Here is a 16,340-nt window from a genome sequence, read left to right as displayed (position 1 = left end):
GCACAACATTAGACGCCACCCAGCAATCGCTGAGTTTGTTCAAGGACTCCGTTAATCAAACGAGCCTGCGCGGGGTCGAGTTGTTGTTGAGTGACCTCTTGCATGGTGGAGTAAATGAGATTGCACTTCCGTTGGATACCACAAGCGCGCATAATGGTCTGACACCAAAACAAATGCTTTTCTCGCAAGGTATCTGTGTCATCTAGTAACATCGCGAGAGCTGCGTACCGTAGGTTCATCGACATGTCGCGCTTGCAAATACTGGTGTGATCGGTATTTCCATTACGAAATGTATTCGGATCCTTGGTTCGCACGCGATCGTAAACCTGCTGAATCAGGGTTGTTTCCGAGCTTTGCAGTTTCTGATAGGTTTGTAAGCGCTGGTCATAGGATCTCAAATAGGTGGCCAAAAATTTGAGCTCTTCATCGGTAGCGTAGCGACCATCGGCTTCAACACTCAGACGCTGCATCTGACTTAGCATGGGAACTTCCTCGGTAGGCAATCGGCGCTTGACTTTCTACATTGACTTGATACATTAACTTTCTACTCAGTTCTGCATTCAACATTGCGCAATGTTAGGTAGAAACTTTTGTACAAAGCCATGTATGGAGAATGCCCTAGAAAACTTTGGGACTAACGCCATTCCTAGATTGATTTACAGGCTGATTTATGGGCGAACAGTGACGACTGTTCCCAGGGAAACTTCCTCGTATAACGATCGAACATTTTGATTGGTCATACGCAAACAGCCATGGGAAACGGCCTTGCCAATACTACTTGTCTCACGAGTTCCATGGAACCCAATTTTCATCGTGGTATCTGCCGCAAACCCAATCCACCGATCGCCCAGGGGATTTTCTAAACCGGGGGGAAAAATTTCGTCAGTTAAAGGATGCTGCCAGGTGGGATGGGGGATCATTTGTTTAATCCGAAAATTTCCCGTAGGAGTTTCCCACCCTTTTTGCCCGATCGCTACCCGGTAGCTAGCTTTAATTTTGTCATGGCGGTAAAGATAGACCACGCGATCGCTCAAATCCACCACCAACCGAGTATCGTAGGCACGAGGCCCCATTTCTTGCGGTTCTGAAGGCGTCGATGTATCCAGAGGGGTAGATGATTGAAATGCTTGGGCATAGCGATTCAGGCCATTCCGCTGACCCAGCCCAACCAAAATCCCACCCATGATGAACAACAGCATCAAATGGCGAGCAAGAACTGATTTGTGTGCCTTAACCGCCATACCTCGGTCATACCCAACTTGATAATCTTCAACCTACCCTTCTCACCCTAGCGCAAGAACCCTCGAATTGCACAATCAGACGGGCCCAGCCTCTTTTGGGCCATCGGAGGCACAGAGATTTCTAGGAGGCTTCATGGGATTTTGACAAAACAATAGGAATCTTATGAAATTTTTATACGGAATTCACCGACTATGGGCTGCTTTTACTGTCATGCAGAGTTAAAAGAGGGAAGCCGTATGGTTGAGAAATTTATCCTAGCCACCATTCTGACCATCGCACTCTACTTGTTGATGAAATTGCCCGCCATGCCTGTCCATAAGGCTGGCGCTGTTACCTTGCTCCCCCATAATGCTGCCTTACCTACCCTGGCTCCAGCTGTGTAGAAACCTCTGGCTTTAGGGTAAGGATCCGGGCCTAGCCCGTGCTCGGTGTTAATCAGCCCACTCCTTGGTGTCTATTTGTTCCACTGGTTCAATTACAGGCTCGTTCAATTACAAGATCCACCATTCCAGTCCATAAGGTACCCTTTGAGGTGCCTTTTTTCACGGATATTTGGCAGGGATATTGGATTCATCTACCCTAAATGCGCCAGAAGGCCCATCCTGAGTTATGGTGTATTCCTGATACGGCATGTCGCTATCGGGTAGACAATCCGTTGTTTCAATCACTATATTCAATCAACTCAGATTCAGGTAAACCGTTCAGACCGAAGCAGCCACTGACATGGATCAGATGACATTGCTCAGACCGATGTAGATCAGTGAGTTTCAACTTCGTCGGGAACTTTATTGTTAGGGATAGGGTCACTAGAGGAAAGCGTTATCCACGTTTTAAACCGTCGTTAGACAGTTGTTTTAGACTGTGTTTTAGCTCGTTTCTTCCTATGAGTCAGCCTATTTCTGCGTCCTGGTCTGCGGTTGAGGTCATGGTTCCTCAAACGTCTGTGCAAGTCGATAAACTCTCTAACTACGATTTGGTGCTGCAATGCCAAACGGGGCATCGCCCGGAGCGAGCTGCGTTTGCCGAATTGATGCGTCGGCATCAATCCCATGTGGACAAGGTGCTTTATCACTTAGCACCGGATTGGCAAGATCGATCGGACTTGGCACAGGAAGTATGGATCCGTGTCTATCGTAATATCAAGCGATTGCAGGAACCGGTTAAATTTCGGGGTTGGCTGAGTCGGATTGCGACCAACTTGTTCTATGACGAGTTGCGCAAACGGAAGCGTAATGCTGCTCCTCTTTCCCTAGACGCACCGTTGTCTGTGGAAGATGGCGAAGTGGATTGGGAAATTGCCTCCGATGCACCGGGGCCAGTGGAAGAGATGACCAGTCGGGAGTTCTACGATCAGCTACAATTGGCGATCGCAGATTTGCCGGAGGTCTTTCGCACCACCATTGTCCTCCGAGAAATTGAAGGCATGGCTTACGAAGAGATTGCTGAAATTACTGGCGTTTCTCTGGGTACCGTTAAATCTCGCATTGCCCGCGCCCGCCTCCGCCTTCAGGAACAGCTTCAACCTTATTTAGAGGGATGAAGATTGGAGGGGGCTTTGCTAGGATGAGTTGACCCTACACCTCGCCTAGAACACAAGACCTGAAAGGAGCCCTAATGGATTGATTCCCTAGGAGGGTTCTTGATGGACGGGCTGAGTGGGAATCCTAGTTTAGAATCAATTCTGTGTACTTGTTGTTTAGCTTCTGATCCGCGAAAAGTCTATGCTGTCCGCCCCCAATGAATTTCCAGAATCGGGTCGTGGTGTGATGAATGTCCAGCGCGATCGCTTTGAACTCCTCAGTGCTTACTTAGACGGTGAAGTCACGGCTGATGAGCGGCGTCAAGTGGAGAGCTGGTTGGTGGAAGATGCCAAGATGCAGCAACTCCATCAGCGATTAGTCAAGCTCCGTCAAGGGTTTCAATCGTTGCCTGCGCCTCAACCTATGCAACCGATTGATCAAACTATTGAACAAGTCATGCAAAAGGTCGATCGGCGACCTCGTTTGACCGTTCTATGGGGCGGTGGTATGGCCGCAGCGGCTGCCGTTGCCGTAGCAATGGTATCGAACCTCACCCCCATGGGGTATAGCCCCCAAATGGCGAATAATGCAACCAAAACCAATGGTTCTCAAGTCGCTAAGGTGTCTCCTCAGTCTCAGCCAATTTCGGAAACGGCGGTGTCTCCGGCAAGTACGGGGGATAGCGGTTTATTAGTTGCGTTGGATCAGCCCGTTTTGGTCATTTCCAAGAGTGCGGTGGCTGACGATAATGCTGCTCCCACCAGAATTCAGAACGCTGATGTCCGCTGATGCAGGCTAGATGTAAGCTAGATGTCAGGCTAAAATCTAGGCGGGCAGGGGTTGTCCCAATTTATGGCTTAGCTAGGATCTTGGCAGAATTAGGATCCTCCTTGCCAAACTCCGCTGGAAACAAACTTTCCTTGCAGTCGATCGATTTGGTCTAGCGTCATTGCGTACACCCAAGCTGGGCCAAAAACTTGTCCAGAGGGAGTATAGACTGTTTTTTGGATCCTGGAATAATCATTGCCATGGGGATGGTGGGGACAGACTTGCAGAAGGTCGTCCCAGTCATGGTGTTCGTAGTCGTCTAGTGTTTCTAAAATTTGAGGATCACGAAACGATAAGCAGTAACCCTGAACCCAGTGTTTCACACCTGTAACATTGGGTTGGGACGGGTCTACCTGTCGGGATTGGTCTGGAGTTTGGAGCTGGTCTAATTGGATATCTAAATGGGTTTCCAGCGTTATTGCAGGATAGCCTAGGGGCAAATGGTAGAGAGAGCCTGGCACGATCGTGGGGACTTCTGCGATCGTCCGTCCAGCGCAAAGGCGATCGTAGGCAGCATACCCCGGTTTCAGCGTACCGTAGACAAAAATATGGATAGCGGATGGGTTCAACATGTTGCAAGCGGAATGCAATTAAAAAGAGAAGCCGGAATGATCCAATAGCTTCTCGATTTTTTCCTGATTTCTAGGATTTATGCAATGGGGGGAGATCGGATTGCAGCCTTCGCCTTGTTCCTAAAACACGAAGGAAATACCAGCTTTCACAAAGAAGCCTTGCATACTTAGATCGCCCTGACGCTCTGCAAAAATCGCAGGACTAGCATCGTCTACAAAGCGAATGTCGCGGGTTGCATTAAACCAGTGTTGATATTCATAGCCCGCACCGATCGAGAGTTTCGCCGTTTTACTGAGTTGGCCTGTCCAATCTACCCCCACCGCAAAATTCACCGTTGGGAGCGTTTGCTTGCGATCGAAGTTTAGATCCGCCACCGTTTCCGAGCCAAAGGTTTCCTGGTAGCGGAATTTTGCATTGCCAAAGAGCAGCGAAGCCCCACCCCGACCATACACACTGAACCCACTACCCAGCATCAGGCGCATTTCCGCCCCTAATTTTGGGCCGATCCCATTGAAATCATTGACCGAATTCACTGTGCCGCCGTTGGGAGAAAAGTCCTGACCGTCATAGCGAATCGCCATGGACTGATCGAGATTGGCAATTTGCAATCCGGTAAAAAGTTTAATATTCAGATTTTTGCTAGGGCGCAAATTATAGGCAACGTCTAGATCTACGAGGTCGTAGTCCAAGCTAGCTTCTGCGGTGGCACTGGCAGCCCGTTGATTTTGGAAGGGGTGGGCGTAGGTGGCCAGCAAACGGCCAGGGGTTCCATCACTGCGGGTTGGCTCAGTGGCTGTAGCTTGGTTGTCTGCGCTGAAGAAGGTATAGGTTGCGCCAAATTCCCAGGGACTTTGCTTCGGTGCATAGTTGACGCCCACCCGCCACGCCGTGGATTGGTCATAGTCCAAAGTCGCCAACTGCCCACCCACAGCAGTATTGAATGAATCGTTAACCCGCGCAAAATCCATAATATTACTATTACGTGGCTTGAGGAAAAGCGCTTGTCCCGTGACCGTAAGCCCTTCTGGTAAATCTTCACGGGTAATTTCTAGATTTTTAGCTTGACTATCACTAACCTGTTGGCGTAGTAGATTTAATTCTTGTTGTAATTTTTGTTGTTGCTGTTCCAATTGTTGAATCTTGTCTTGCAAACTATCTGCAACAACAGTCGATTCTGGAGAAACAGTCGATTCTGGAGAAAATGAGGTGGTGGGATTGGCTTTAGTTCCGATCGATGCTGTAGATTGATTACCCGTTGCCAAGGGGGAATCGGTTCTGAGGGGAGGCGCGATCTCGGCGACTGGCTTCGCCTGCGAGGGACTGACGGCAACTGGACGAGCCGCAGCGGTCGTGGTGAGGAGGACACGATCGTGGACGACTACTTTTTCTGAGATCGCGACTTTTTCTGGAATTACTGACGTTGTTTTGAGCGGCAGTTGAGGCATGAGCGATTCTGCTGCTGTTGTCTTCTCCAAGCGAGTACTGGCTACAGAGGACTCTACAGAAGACTCTACAGAGGACTCTACAGAGGGCCCCGCTGAAAATTCGATCGTGGGTTCTGTAACATCTACCGTCGCGCGGGCAATCTGCTGGGAGGTCTCTGATGCAGAGGCATTAGACGAACTGGCTCGCTTGGCCTGCACAGGCATAATCTCTGATGGCAAGTCAGTTTCGGGGGAATCGATCGATTCCAGTTTTTCCTGGGCCTGGGCTGCCTGGGCACCCATCATAGAGGTTAAGGTCGCCGTTACAGTGACTGCTACACCCAATGTGATTTCCTTCATTTCAATCTTCTCCTCGATCGTTCGTTGGTGGTGATCTGCACTCTGAAATTGAAACCGTGGAAACTAGAAAACTTAAAAGCGGCCTGCCTGAGATCTAATTGGGATACTGCATTAGCAATTCTCCTTCTAGGGCTAAGGTGTTGCGATTCGCGGTAATTTCCTGGAGGTATTGCAATAGATGGGGGCTTAAGAGTAATTGCAACTTGGGTCGAATATAGGGAGTGATCGCGGTGACATCATCAGGACTGGGATTGGCATAGTAGCGAATTAAGTTATCACTATCGCTGCCGCCATCGACAAAGTCTCCTCCGCGTCCGGCAAATAGATAGTCATAATTCTCCTGACCGTAGAGCCAATCAAAGAACTGCTCACCTAGCATTACATCCGTACCACTGCCGCCAAACATTTGGTCTTGGCCAAATCCGCTATCGAGATTGCGATTTTGCGTGTCATAGGCGTGGGGCAGCTTGCCAAAGAAATTGTGGCCTTCTTCGGTTATATCCAAGTCGCCGCCTTGAATTTGAATTCCTAGCGTCACTTGACCATTCAGGATGGGTAGACGAATGGATGCATTGTCGCCAATCATCACATCGTTGCCATTGCCTCCATTCATCACTGTATTCCCAGCAACCAACCGATTGCTACGGTTACGATTCGCGTAGTCAATACCGTAGGTATGATTGTGAAGTTCCCGAATCCAGACGTTTTCAATATCTGCAATAAGGGTATTCAAACTGCTGCGGAATTTGACAACCTGATCCGCTGTGGTCGGAGTTTGCGTCACGATCGGGCTAATCAGGTTGGTATAACCACCAATCATGAAGTCACTGCCTTCACCTCCCTCAAGGTTGTCGTTATTTAAATACCAGTCAAATTCTTGGAAAGTTGGCCTTACTGCCTTATTCACAGGCCGATAGCCATAGCGCCAGAAATCACCAAAGTTGTAATCAAAGTTATTCAACAATGGTGCAAACATCATGGCATCACCGCCCAGAATGGAATCATCTCCATTGCCACCGCGAATAAAATCGTTTTTCCAAGACAAGGTGGTATTAGGTAAAGCGCTAGGAACGTTGAATAACTTGGCATTCAAGCTATTGCTTAGCTGACTAAGAACCTGTTTAAGCGCATTGACAGTGCTACCTAATGGTGCAATTTGACTGGGCGATCGTACTAGGAAAGGACTGTAGAACGTGAGGTCATCACCGTAGATTAAATCGCGATCGCTGCCTCCAAAAATTTGATCGTTAGCCATGCTCAGAGTCTGTTGCGGCTGCCCATTGCGTAGCGCTAATTCCAGGTCGTGGAGATCGTAGGTGACGTGGTGCAGGAGCGTATTGATGTCATCCAGATTGTTATCAATCTCAGCATTACCTGTGCGTAGGGGGAGGAAGCTGGCGTAGTTGTCTCCAATCAGTGTGTTGTTACCACTGACATCACTTAAGCGATCGTTGCCTGACAGCAAATCTAAATGATGGGTGAGATCTGGAATCAGGGAAATTAAGGGTTGCCAGGTTTTGCCATTGCGCTTTAAAGGCGCGATCGGGGCTTGGGGGGCTGTGTCAAAGATAATCGGTTCTGCCAAACTCACGGTGGTCAGAAGTCCATCGTTGGTTTGGGGTTGCAGACTTAGGTTGGGAATGACGATCGTGCCAAATTCACCTAACTCAAAATTCAGGCCACCCCCTTGCTGAATTAAATGCATTCCACGGAAAACGGTGGGTAATTCTCGGTTGAACGGCGCAATATTTATTGCATTATCACCCACTACAAAGTCATCACCGGAACCGCCATCGATCGTGTCATCCCCAGCATTGCCCTCAGCGTAGTCATTGCCTTCACCTCCAAAGATCGAATCGTTCCCACGCTGTCCAAACAGACTATCATCACCCGATCCCCCGTCAAGATAATCATTTCCATCATCAAAGAAACTGAGAGCTTGCACTTGGCTATCGATACCACCCTGCCCATTGGCGGCAGAAGTCATCAGTAAACTATCGATATTGGCATCCTGGAAAGCGCTATTTGGAATGGCATTGATGTTGTAGCTATCAACTAAATTGGCCACATCCAGCAAGAGCGCATCCCGATGCCAGGACTGATTACGATTTAAGCGTGGGGTGCCATCGGGGTTGTAATCTCGCAGAATGACGCCTGTATCGCCCAGGGCAAAGTCCTGTCCCGATCGACCCAGCAGAACATCATTGCCCAGTTGGCCGATTAGTTCATCGTCGCCTTTACCGCCGTCAAGCCAATCATCTCCCCTTTGCCCTTGTAAAATATCATCGCCAGCGCTGCCTCGTAGAGTATCGTTGCCGCTAACGCGATCGACATCATCAAAGCGAATTACATCGCGAATGGTATCGGCAAAGGGAGCCGGGTATTTCTGCCAACCGCCGTTTGTGAGAGGCCGCCGGGTAATTTGGCCGTTATCACCCAATACAACATCCGAATTAGCTCCCCCATCGACCTGATCAGCGCCATCGGCTCCCCCTCGCACATTGTGGCCCCCGAGAATATCGTCCTCGCCGGAACCGCCGTAGATAATATCCTGTCCCTGTTGTCCCAGGATGGTGTCGTCCCCTTGGTTGCCAAAGAGAATATCGTTGCCACCACCTTGATTGGCTGCGGTGTCGATCGAGACATAATTTCGATCGCGCAGTAGAGATGGATATAGCTTGCCATGGTCACCCAGAATTAAATCCGCCGAACTGGGATCGAGAATTTTTTCATCGGCGTAGGGAAGCATTGCACCGCCGACAAGATTGGCCCCATCCAGTTGCCACAATACAGTTAATCCCACAAACTTATGTCGCCAAACGATATCCGTGTGCCCCTCTCCTGTGTAGTCACTCAAGCTAGCAATTTGCCAAGAGGGATCGGGCGCATTATTGAAGACCTGCCCACCAATAATGTTTACCCCATCCATCAACCAAATCACTGAAATGCTCGCGATCGTGTGTCTCCAGAGAAGATCGGTCTTGCCATCTTTGTTAAAGTCTGCTGTTGCCGCGATCGTCCAAGTAGGATCGGGCGAATTGTTGAAGACATTACCGCCAATGATATTGGTACCATTCATAGCCCAAATCACTGTGATGTTAGCAGCAGTGTGCTGCCATAGGAAATCAGCTTTCCCATCGTTGGTGACATCCGCTACTCGGCTTAGTCGCCAGCCGTTATCCGGTGCGTTATTTAAGACTGCACCTCCCGCTATTTGGAAATTCTGGATTTGCCAGAGTACAACAGGTCCTGTGATATGTCGCCAAACAAAGTAGGGAGTTCCATTACCCGCTAGATCCGCAATGCTCAATAACTGCCAACTACTGTCGGGTGAATTGTTAAACCAGTAATCGGAGTCGTAGGTAATACCATTCATCTTCCAGGCAACGAGGGTGCCATTGCTGTGCCGCCAGAGAATGTCTTTTTTGCCATCACCATTGAGATCAAAGATGCCTACCACTTGCCAACTGAGATCAGTAACATCTGGTAGGGGAGCGGCTTCAGAGAATTTACCATCTCGCGTGACCCAGAGCAGATTTTGCCCAGTGATTTGATTGCGCCACAGCAGATCATTTGCGCCGTCTCCGTTAAGGTCAGCGTTGCCGATAACTTGCCATTCTTCGTCGAGGGTATCTAACCCTTCGTCTCCATAGATTCGATCGCTTCCCGTACCACCCATGAGGTTATCGCTGCCCCGATCGCCGAAGATTAAATCATTGCCGCCGAAGGTGGGATCGGTGGTAGTGACAAAATCTAAGGTGTCGAGATTGCTATCAGCGGCAACTTTGTCATCACCCGCATAGGCGTAATCTAGTTTTCCGTGATCGCCTAGAATCGTGTCATTGCCATGATTACCCCGTAGATAATCGGCGTCTGCACCACCTAGAATCATGTCATTGCCATCATCCCCAAAAATATTATCTTGGCCCCCGATCGTGGGGTTAGTAGTTTCAATGAGACGAATCTTGCCATTGCTGTAGGTAATGCGACCGTTATCGCCGAGGAGAATGTCTTCGCCTCCGTTACCGTTAATGGTATCATTCTGGGCACCGCCTAGGGCAATATCCCGATCGTCGTTGCCTTGAATGACATCGTTGCCACCCAATGCGGGATCGATCGTGGCAATTAAATCTAAGGTTGCTGGGTTGTTATCGAGGTCGTATTCCAGAACGCCATTGTCGCCCAGTAGAATATCTTCGTCTGCGTTGCCTTGGAGGTCGTCATTTCCAAATCCGCCTAGTATCCGATCGTTGCCTGTGGAACCTTTGATGTGATCGTTGCCGCCAATCTGACCATCGGTTGTTGTGATTTGGGTAATGGCTTGATTGCTATCAAAGGTTATTTGGCCATTGTCGCCAAGCAATATGTCATCGCCATTGTTGCCGTCGATCGTGTCATCATTCGCACCTCCAAAGGCAATATCATCCCCATCGTTGCCGAAAATCGTATCTTTCCCCCCTAAACCGGGGTCGATCGATCTCAGGATATCCAAGGTCTCTAGATCTTCATCTACGCTAAAGTCAACGACCCCGTGATCACCGAATAGAATGTCGTCGTCAGCATCGCCAGAAATTGTGTCATCCCCTGCACCCCCGAGGGCAATATCTCGGCCTGCGTTACCATTAATGATATCGTTACCACCATTATTGGGGAATAGCGTTTCAATTTTTTCGACTTCGTTATTGCCGTTGCGAGTAATGCGCCCCCCATCCCCCAAGAGGATATCGTCTCCGCTATCGCCCGAAATCGTGTCACCAAGCTGTCCTAGGGTATCTCCACCGCCGGAACCACCTAAAATAATATCGTCACCCGCTCCCCCGGAAATCTGATCGCGACCTCCAAAGGTGGGATCGGTCGAAATGATGTCATTGGCAGTATTGGGGTTATTCGTATTGCCGTAGACGATGCCATTATCCCCTAGCAGGATATCAGCAGCATCGTCTACTCCTCCATTAATCTGATCATTGCCGCTACCACCAATGACAATATCCGTTTGGTTGCCTCCCGTGATGACATCATTGCCCCCAAATTCTGGATTGATCGATCGGGTTTGCGTGACAATCCCGTTGTTGATTAAAATCTCACCGTTATCACCCAGGATAATGTCTTGGTCATTACCCCCATCAAGGTTGATTTCGTTGCCTGCCCCGCCAATGATCCAATCGTTGCCATTGCCACCTTCGACAACGTCATTGCCTCCGAAACTCGGTTCAGTGCTGGCTAGGCGGGTTAGACTACCGTTTGTGAATTCCATCACACCGTAGTCGGCAAAGATACGATCGTCATTTTCGCCACCTAGTAACGTGTCATTACCGCCACCCCCAAATAACGGATCGGTGCCGAAGTTACCGACAATTCGATCGTTGCCTTCCGCCTCACCCAGAATACTTTGCGCTTTGGTCAAAGTTGCGGCAAAGTAATCCAGCACTTTAAAGCCAAGGCGACTATTTAAATCATCACCAATGCCAACAAAGGTGAGGAGACCGTAATCGCCAAAGAGCCAATCGACGATTGCGCTGCTGTCGAGATTCGTGATTACCCGCGCTGCTGGATTGGCATTGTCCGTAATCGTGGCGTTGCCGCCTGCGATCGCGTCATCGCCGCCGCCGCCAAAGATGTAGTCAACTCCATCGCTCACGTTGGCACTTTGGCTGCCCCCAATCATGCGATCGTTGCCACCGCCGCCCAGTAAAATATCGCTACCTGTGCGACCTTCGATCAGATCATCGCCCCCTTGATCGTTAAATAAGGGTTCGATGCGATCGACTTGGCCGTCATTGCGACGGACGACCCGACCGTTATCGCCCAAAATGATGTCATTGCCGGAACTGCCCAAGAGTCGATCGCCCCCCACCCCAGGGGCATCTAAACCACCGGAACCGCCCACAATCACATCACTGATTTGGGCCTGAATCTCGTCCCGTCCGCCGTGGGTGGGATTGGTGGAGGCGACTTCAGTGATAAACCGATCGACCTTGCGTCGCAGAACTGCGCCATTATCGCCAAAGAGAAGATTCGCGGCTCCGACTTCGCTGTAAGTTTCATCGCTGCCAAAGAGCCGATCGTCTCCGGTGCCTCCCAGTAATACATCTCGTCCTAAGCCACCGAAAAGTCGATCGTTGCCGCCATTGGCCGTGTCGATCGATTCCACTCGTTCGGTACTGCCATTCACACTCACGATTTGGGCACTGTCGCCAAAGATTAAATCGTCGCCTAATTGGCCGTAAAGATCATCATTACCCGTCCCACCAAAAAGGGTATCGTTACCATTGCCTGTACTGAGGATTACCGTGTTGGTGTTGCGATTAACGCTACCTTCATCGCCCAGTACCCAGTCCCGATCGGCTCCACCATCCGCTAAATCATTGCCCAATCCACCAATCAAGACATCATCATTGGCTTGACCGTAGAGTTCATCATCACCATCCTGACCATAAAGTTCATCATTGCCGCTACCCCCAAAAAGCTTATCATTGCCCCCACTTCCTGGCGTGAGCGTTACGGTTTCTGTTGCCCGATCGACGGTACCTAAATCCCCCAAGAGGAAATCCCGATTAGCGCCACCATCGAGCCAATCATCGCCTTCCTGACCGTAGAGGATATCTACCCCCGCTTGGCCAAACAGGACATCATTTCCCGTTTCGCCATAGAACGTGTCATTGCCACCCCCAGCAGTCAGGTTAACTTGAATCAGTAAGCCCTCCGTCGGAATCACCACTACATTTTCTAGAACGGGGCCACCGGGTGGAATGGACGGAGAACCGGGACTGCTGACAACTACAATTTCGCCTTCATCCAAGATGTAATCATTGCCTGCGCCCCCGTAGGCTGTATCGTCGCCTTGGCCCGCTTCAATGATGTCGGTTCCATCGTTGCCGTAGAGTGTATCGTTGCCGTCTCCGCCCTTGATGCGATCGTTGCCATCGCCGCCGTAGACGGTATCATTGCCTTTTCCTGCATCGAGGTAATCGTCGCCTTCGTTGCCTTCTAGGGTGTCGTTACCGTCATTGGCGTAGAGACGATCGTCCCCTTCTCCGCCGGATAACGTATCGTTGCCGCTGCCGCCAAATAACTTATCGTCGCCCGCTTCCCCGAAGAGTTGGGAATCGCCCGATCGAGCGGTTAATTCGTCGTTTCCAGCCCCGCCATGGAGAATGGCAGCAGCTCCTCCTGCGAAAATCTTGTCATTGCCAAATTCACTGCGGCCTGGGTTACGTGCTGGATTAAAATCGCCCCAGAGTTCTGCTGGAATTGCCACATCCTCAGCGATGTCGATTACGTCATCGCCAGCCCCCCCTTCTGCATAGATCTTAACGACGGTGCTAGCGTCAAATTCCTGGGTATAGCCGAAGGCTGTGACGAATAATTTACTACCATCCGCCGATCGGGTCACTTTAAAGGTTTCGTCACCATCGTCGAGATTTCCGACCAGACGAGCCGCTGCGTTTGGCCCCATGTTGAGTCGCAGTACGTTAGCGCCTAAGGTCGGATCGAATTCAGCTAAGACAGGATTAGGAGCTAGTTTTGAGGTATCTGTATCAAAGTCTAGGAGGGTGGCAGTTGCAATGTCAAAGGAGTCTTGCCAGCCCACAAAGCCCACAAAAGGTAAGTCAACACCGACTTTGATATAGGCATTTAATCCCGCAGTCAGCTTACCCGACGCGGTAAAGATTCCGAGCGGGCCATTTGCCGTAAAGTTTTTACCCAATTCATCAAGGCGAATTTTGCCATCGACGTAGGGGACGGAATTCCCCGTTGCAGGGTCACGATCGCGTAAATCTAGGTTGACCGTTGCAAATAAACCGCCGCCCACTCCAGCCGCAGCAACGATAACATTAATTTCCCCAGATGCTTGGACGCTGGCGTTAATCTTGACTTCAGGAACGTCGGAACCGCTGCCATCGGGAGATGCGGTATCGCTGATGTAGAAGCCGTTGAAGATCAAACTGGGGTCGATCGAGCCGCCATCCAATGCTGTGGCAAACTGTTTAAAGCCTTCGGTGTCGTAGCCAAAGTTAAAGTCGGCTTGGAAGTCAAAGTTTCCACTCAAGCGCACGCCTAAGGGGCCAAGGATGGGGAAAAATTGACTAACGTTAAAGTTGGTGCCTAGGGCTGGTAAGTCTAAGGTGAATAGTGAAACGTTGCGCCCTAGGAGTAATCCCAAGGCAGTGGTGGGATTTTGCAATAACGGAAAGGCTAAGCCTCCGCTGAAGTTAGCATTACTAGCATTGCTCTTGAAGTTATCTAGAATATTACGAGTTACGTTATCAACACCCGGTAACAGACTGGTTAAATCATCAATTAAGCTTGAGTTACTTAAATTAAGGCTATCGAGTAAACCTGCTACTCGCAAATCCGCTGTGGGGCTGTCGTTTAGCCGCAGATTGCCTAGGGGAATGTAGACATCTCCTACGCCCGTGGGGACACTATTAATAAATTGCGCAATTTGGGTGACTGCATTGAGAAATTTTGCAGCACTTTCATTGCCGCTGGATTTACCGACGAATTCTAATAGCGTGACAGTGCCGTTACTGTCTAAATCATAAATATCCCGCAGTGGCCCAATATCCGATAGGACAGGCATACGGGTATTCAGAACATCAAAAACGGGTTGAATGGGTTTCAAAACCTTTTGGATTTCTGAAAAAATAGGATTGACAAACTCACTGAAAAATTCACCTAAATTCAACCGCGCATTATTAAAGGCAGCAGTGGGTAGGAGATTGAGGTTATTGGGATCAAAGACCCAGTCAATATTTAAATCAGCTTTCAGGGAGGGGAAGGCTGCAGAACCGCCAAAACTGGTGGTTAAGCCTAAATTAATATCTGCGTTGGCTTGGAGCTTGGAGGTGAGTAGTTGGGTGGCGCTGAGTCCGGCAAGTTCACTGGTGGTGAGACGTCCATCGCTATTGGGATCGCGCAGGTCAACCTGAAACTGTCCCGCAAAGTTGGTGGCGTTGCCTTGGCTATCCTGGCCCGCGACATTGACTTGTAAAAAGCCCAATCGCCCAGTCGCACTGAGTCCCGGCGTGGTGACTGTTAAGCCGATCGCGAGTTCATTCAGCGCGCTGGTATCAACGAAAAATTCACCGCTCGTTAAATCAACGCCAAACTTGAGCGGTAAAGTGTACCCCAATTGGGTGTTGATATTGCCGCTACTGCCGACACTCAGCCCGATCGCGTCTAGGCCCAGATCAAAGTTGAGGTTGGAATTCACCAATCGACTCAGATCTAAGTTGAATAAAACCTGGTTCGCATTTTCGGTAACAGTAACGCCGCTGGGTAGATAGGGAGCTAAAGTAGTCGCGATCGTGCTACGGATATCTTCACTATCTAAATCAGCCGCAGGAATGGTTTCTAGCGTTGTCCAAGCGTTAGCCAAATCGTTCTTTAACGTTTGGAAAAATTTAGCAGTACTGGCTAATTGACTACCAACAAGAGGCAATCGTTCGGTAAAGGCGATCGTATCAATTCCGGTTTGTGCGAGTGCTAGAAAATCGTTAACCCCTGCTTTAAAGTTGTTGTATTCCGCAGTGCTAATCGGTGTGAGGAGGGTATTTTGATATTGCGTTAGAACAGCAGCCTGGAAAGCAAGATTGCTAGAAATCGCCCCCGTATTGACTTCCAGAATCCAATCTCCCCCTTGGGCTGTGTTGCCCGTCAGGTTATTGGATGCCGCGATATCGGCTCCTGTTAGATTTGCCAATTGCTGCACAAAGCCTGTGCCGAGGTTGCTTTGGGCTACATCACAGCCATAGAGTAAGATATCCGCATCTTCTGTTAAATGCGTTGCCCATTGACGCAGCCGATCGGTGTAGAGTCCAAGATTATTGCCACTCAGATCGGTATTCCCCAGTTGGAGCCTACCGATATTACCGTGGGAAACAATATGGATGGCGGCAACGTCACTTAATCCAGCGAGAACCTGGCTGATCTGATCAATCCCGTCCTGTTGGGTATCGATCAAATACACGGATTGATCGGCGTTCAGTCCCGAAAGTAATTGCTGATAGTTCTGGATGCCAGTATCCACAAAGACGAGCGATCGACCAACGGTCGCAGACCCAGAAAATGAAGTCCTAGAGAATGAAGAGATCTCTAAGGGATTCTTAGGCAGGGGCAAACGATCAGACAACGGCGCGATCGCCGAAGCCGCAGAAAAAAGCTCAGGATTCATAGCACACGTTCCATTAGGAGAGAAACCAGGGTTCTAAGCACAAGAAGCAAGCCGACACCGGAAAACCATCGGAGGACAAATCGCCACTCCTGTCACAAGTCAGCAGAGATGACATCCCGATTACTACGCAATTAGTCATTCAGTTGATGACTCAGGTTTCTCTCGCCTCAGTAAAATTCCGGATGAACTGTTATTCTTGAGACAAATCTCTAAAAA

The 16,340-nt window shown here is 49.6% G+C and carries 8 protein-coding genes; 3 read left to right on the top strand and 5 right to left on the bottom strand.

What is annotated here, in order from left to right; genetic code table 11:
* Positions 1-8: 8 nt before the first annotated feature.
* Both ACN4EG_RS01655 and ACN4EG_RS01650 read right to left on the bottom strand, forming a co-directional pair.
* Positions 9-482: a globin family protein gene (locus tag ACN4EG_RS01655; RefSeq protein ID WP_431627416.1), complete on the bottom strand. Its 474-nt coding sequence runs from the start codon at positions 480-482 to the stop codon at positions 9-11.
* Positions 483-668: 186 nt separating this feature from the next.
* A complete protein-coding gene (locus ACN4EG_RS01650; protein WP_431627415.1) occupies positions 669-1,199 on the bottom strand; it encodes a L,D-transpeptidase in 531 nt (176 codons plus the stop codon).
* Positions 1,200-1,478: 279 nt separating this feature from the next.
* Between ACN4EG_RS01650 and ACN4EG_RS01645 the strand changes: the two genes are divergently transcribed.
* The 3 genes from ACN4EG_RS01645 to ACN4EG_RS01635 all read left to right on the top strand — a co-directional run bounded on the left by ACN4EG_RS01645 (position 1,479) and on the right by ACN4EG_RS01635 (position 3,551).
* Complete coding sequence (locus ACN4EG_RS01645) at positions 1,479-1,625, top strand: hypothetical protein (protein ID WP_431627414.1); 147 nt, start codon at positions 1,479-1,481, stop codon at positions 1,623-1,625.
* Between the two features lie 500 nt (positions 1,626-2,125).
* Entirely contained in the window at positions 2,126-2,782 is a 657-nt protein-coding gene (locus ACN4EG_RS01640; RefSeq protein ID WP_431627413.1) for a sigma-70 family RNA polymerase sigma factor, read from the top strand.
* Between the two features lie 181 nt (positions 2,783-2,963).
* Positions 2,964-3,551 (top strand): anti-sigma factor family protein, encoded by a 588-nt coding sequence (locus ACN4EG_RS01635; RefSeq protein ID WP_431627412.1) that lies wholly within the window; start codon positions 2,964-2,966, stop codon positions 3,549-3,551.
* 89 nt (positions 3,552-3,640) lie between these two features.
* On the opposite strand, the gene ACN4EG_RS01630 is transcribed toward ACN4EG_RS01635, so the two are convergent.
* The 3 genes from ACN4EG_RS01630 to ACN4EG_RS01620 all read right to left on the bottom strand — a co-directional run bounded on the left by ACN4EG_RS01630 (position 3,641) and on the right by ACN4EG_RS01620 (position 16,124).
* Positions 3,641-4,162, bottom strand: coding sequence for a gamma-glutamylcyclotransferase family protein (locus ACN4EG_RS01630; protein WP_431627411.1), 522 nt, complete (start codon positions 4,160-4,162; stop codon positions 3,641-3,643).
* A gap of 120 nt (positions 4,163-4,282) precedes the next feature.
* Positions 4,283-5,947: an Lpg1974 family pore-forming outer membrane protein gene (locus tag ACN4EG_RS01625; RefSeq protein ID WP_431627410.1), complete on the bottom strand. Its 1,665-nt coding sequence runs from the start codon at positions 5,945-5,947 to the stop codon at positions 4,283-4,285.
* A gap of 94 nt (positions 5,948-6,041) precedes the next feature.
* Positions 6,042-16,124 (bottom strand): DUF4347 domain-containing protein, encoded by a 10,083-nt coding sequence (locus ACN4EG_RS01620; protein ID WP_431627409.1) that lies wholly within the window; start codon positions 16,122-16,124, stop codon positions 6,042-6,044.
* Between the last annotated feature and the right edge of the window lie 216 nt (positions 16,125-16,340).

This window comes from Alkalinema pantanalense CENA528 (assembly GCF_050753345.1).
GTDB lineage: Bacteria > Cyanobacteriota > Cyanobacteriia > Leptolyngbyales > Leptolyngbyaceae > Alkalinema > Alkalinema pantanalense.
This window is presented reverse-complemented; position numbering and strand designations above follow the sequence as displayed.

Excerpts from the sequence above, each read along its gene's own strand:
- ACN4EG_RS01655 (WP_431627416.1), bottom strand. The coding sequence starts at position 482 with ATGCTAAGTCAGATGCAGCGTCTGAGTGTTGAAGCCGATGGTCGCTAC.
- ACN4EG_RS01650 (WP_431627415.1), bottom strand. The coding sequence starts at position 1,199 with ATGCTGTTGTTCATCATGGGTGGGATTTTGGTTGGGCTGGGTCAGCGG.
- ACN4EG_RS01645 (WP_431627414.1), top strand. The coding sequence starts at position 1,479 with ATGGTTGAGAAATTTATCCTAGCCACCATTCTGACCATCGCACTCTAC.
- ACN4EG_RS01640 (WP_431627413.1), top strand. The coding sequence starts at position 2,126 with ATGAGTCAGCCTATTTCTGCGTCCTGGTCTGCGGTTGAGGTCATGGTT.
- ACN4EG_RS01635 (WP_431627412.1), top strand. The coding sequence starts at position 2,964 with ATGCTGTCCGCCCCCAATGAATTTCCAGAATCGGGTCGTGGTGTGATG.
- ACN4EG_RS01630 (WP_431627411.1), bottom strand. The coding sequence starts at position 4,162 with ATGTTGAACCCATCCGCTATCCATATTTTTGTCTACGGTACGCTGAAA.
- ACN4EG_RS01625 (WP_431627410.1), bottom strand. The coding sequence starts at position 5,947 with ATGAAGGAAATCACATTGGGTGTAGCAGTCACTGTAACGGCGACCTTA.
- ACN4EG_RS01620 (WP_431627409.1), bottom strand. The coding sequence starts at position 16,124 with ATGAATCCTGAGCTTTTTTCTGCGGCTTCGGCGATCGCGCCGTTGTCT.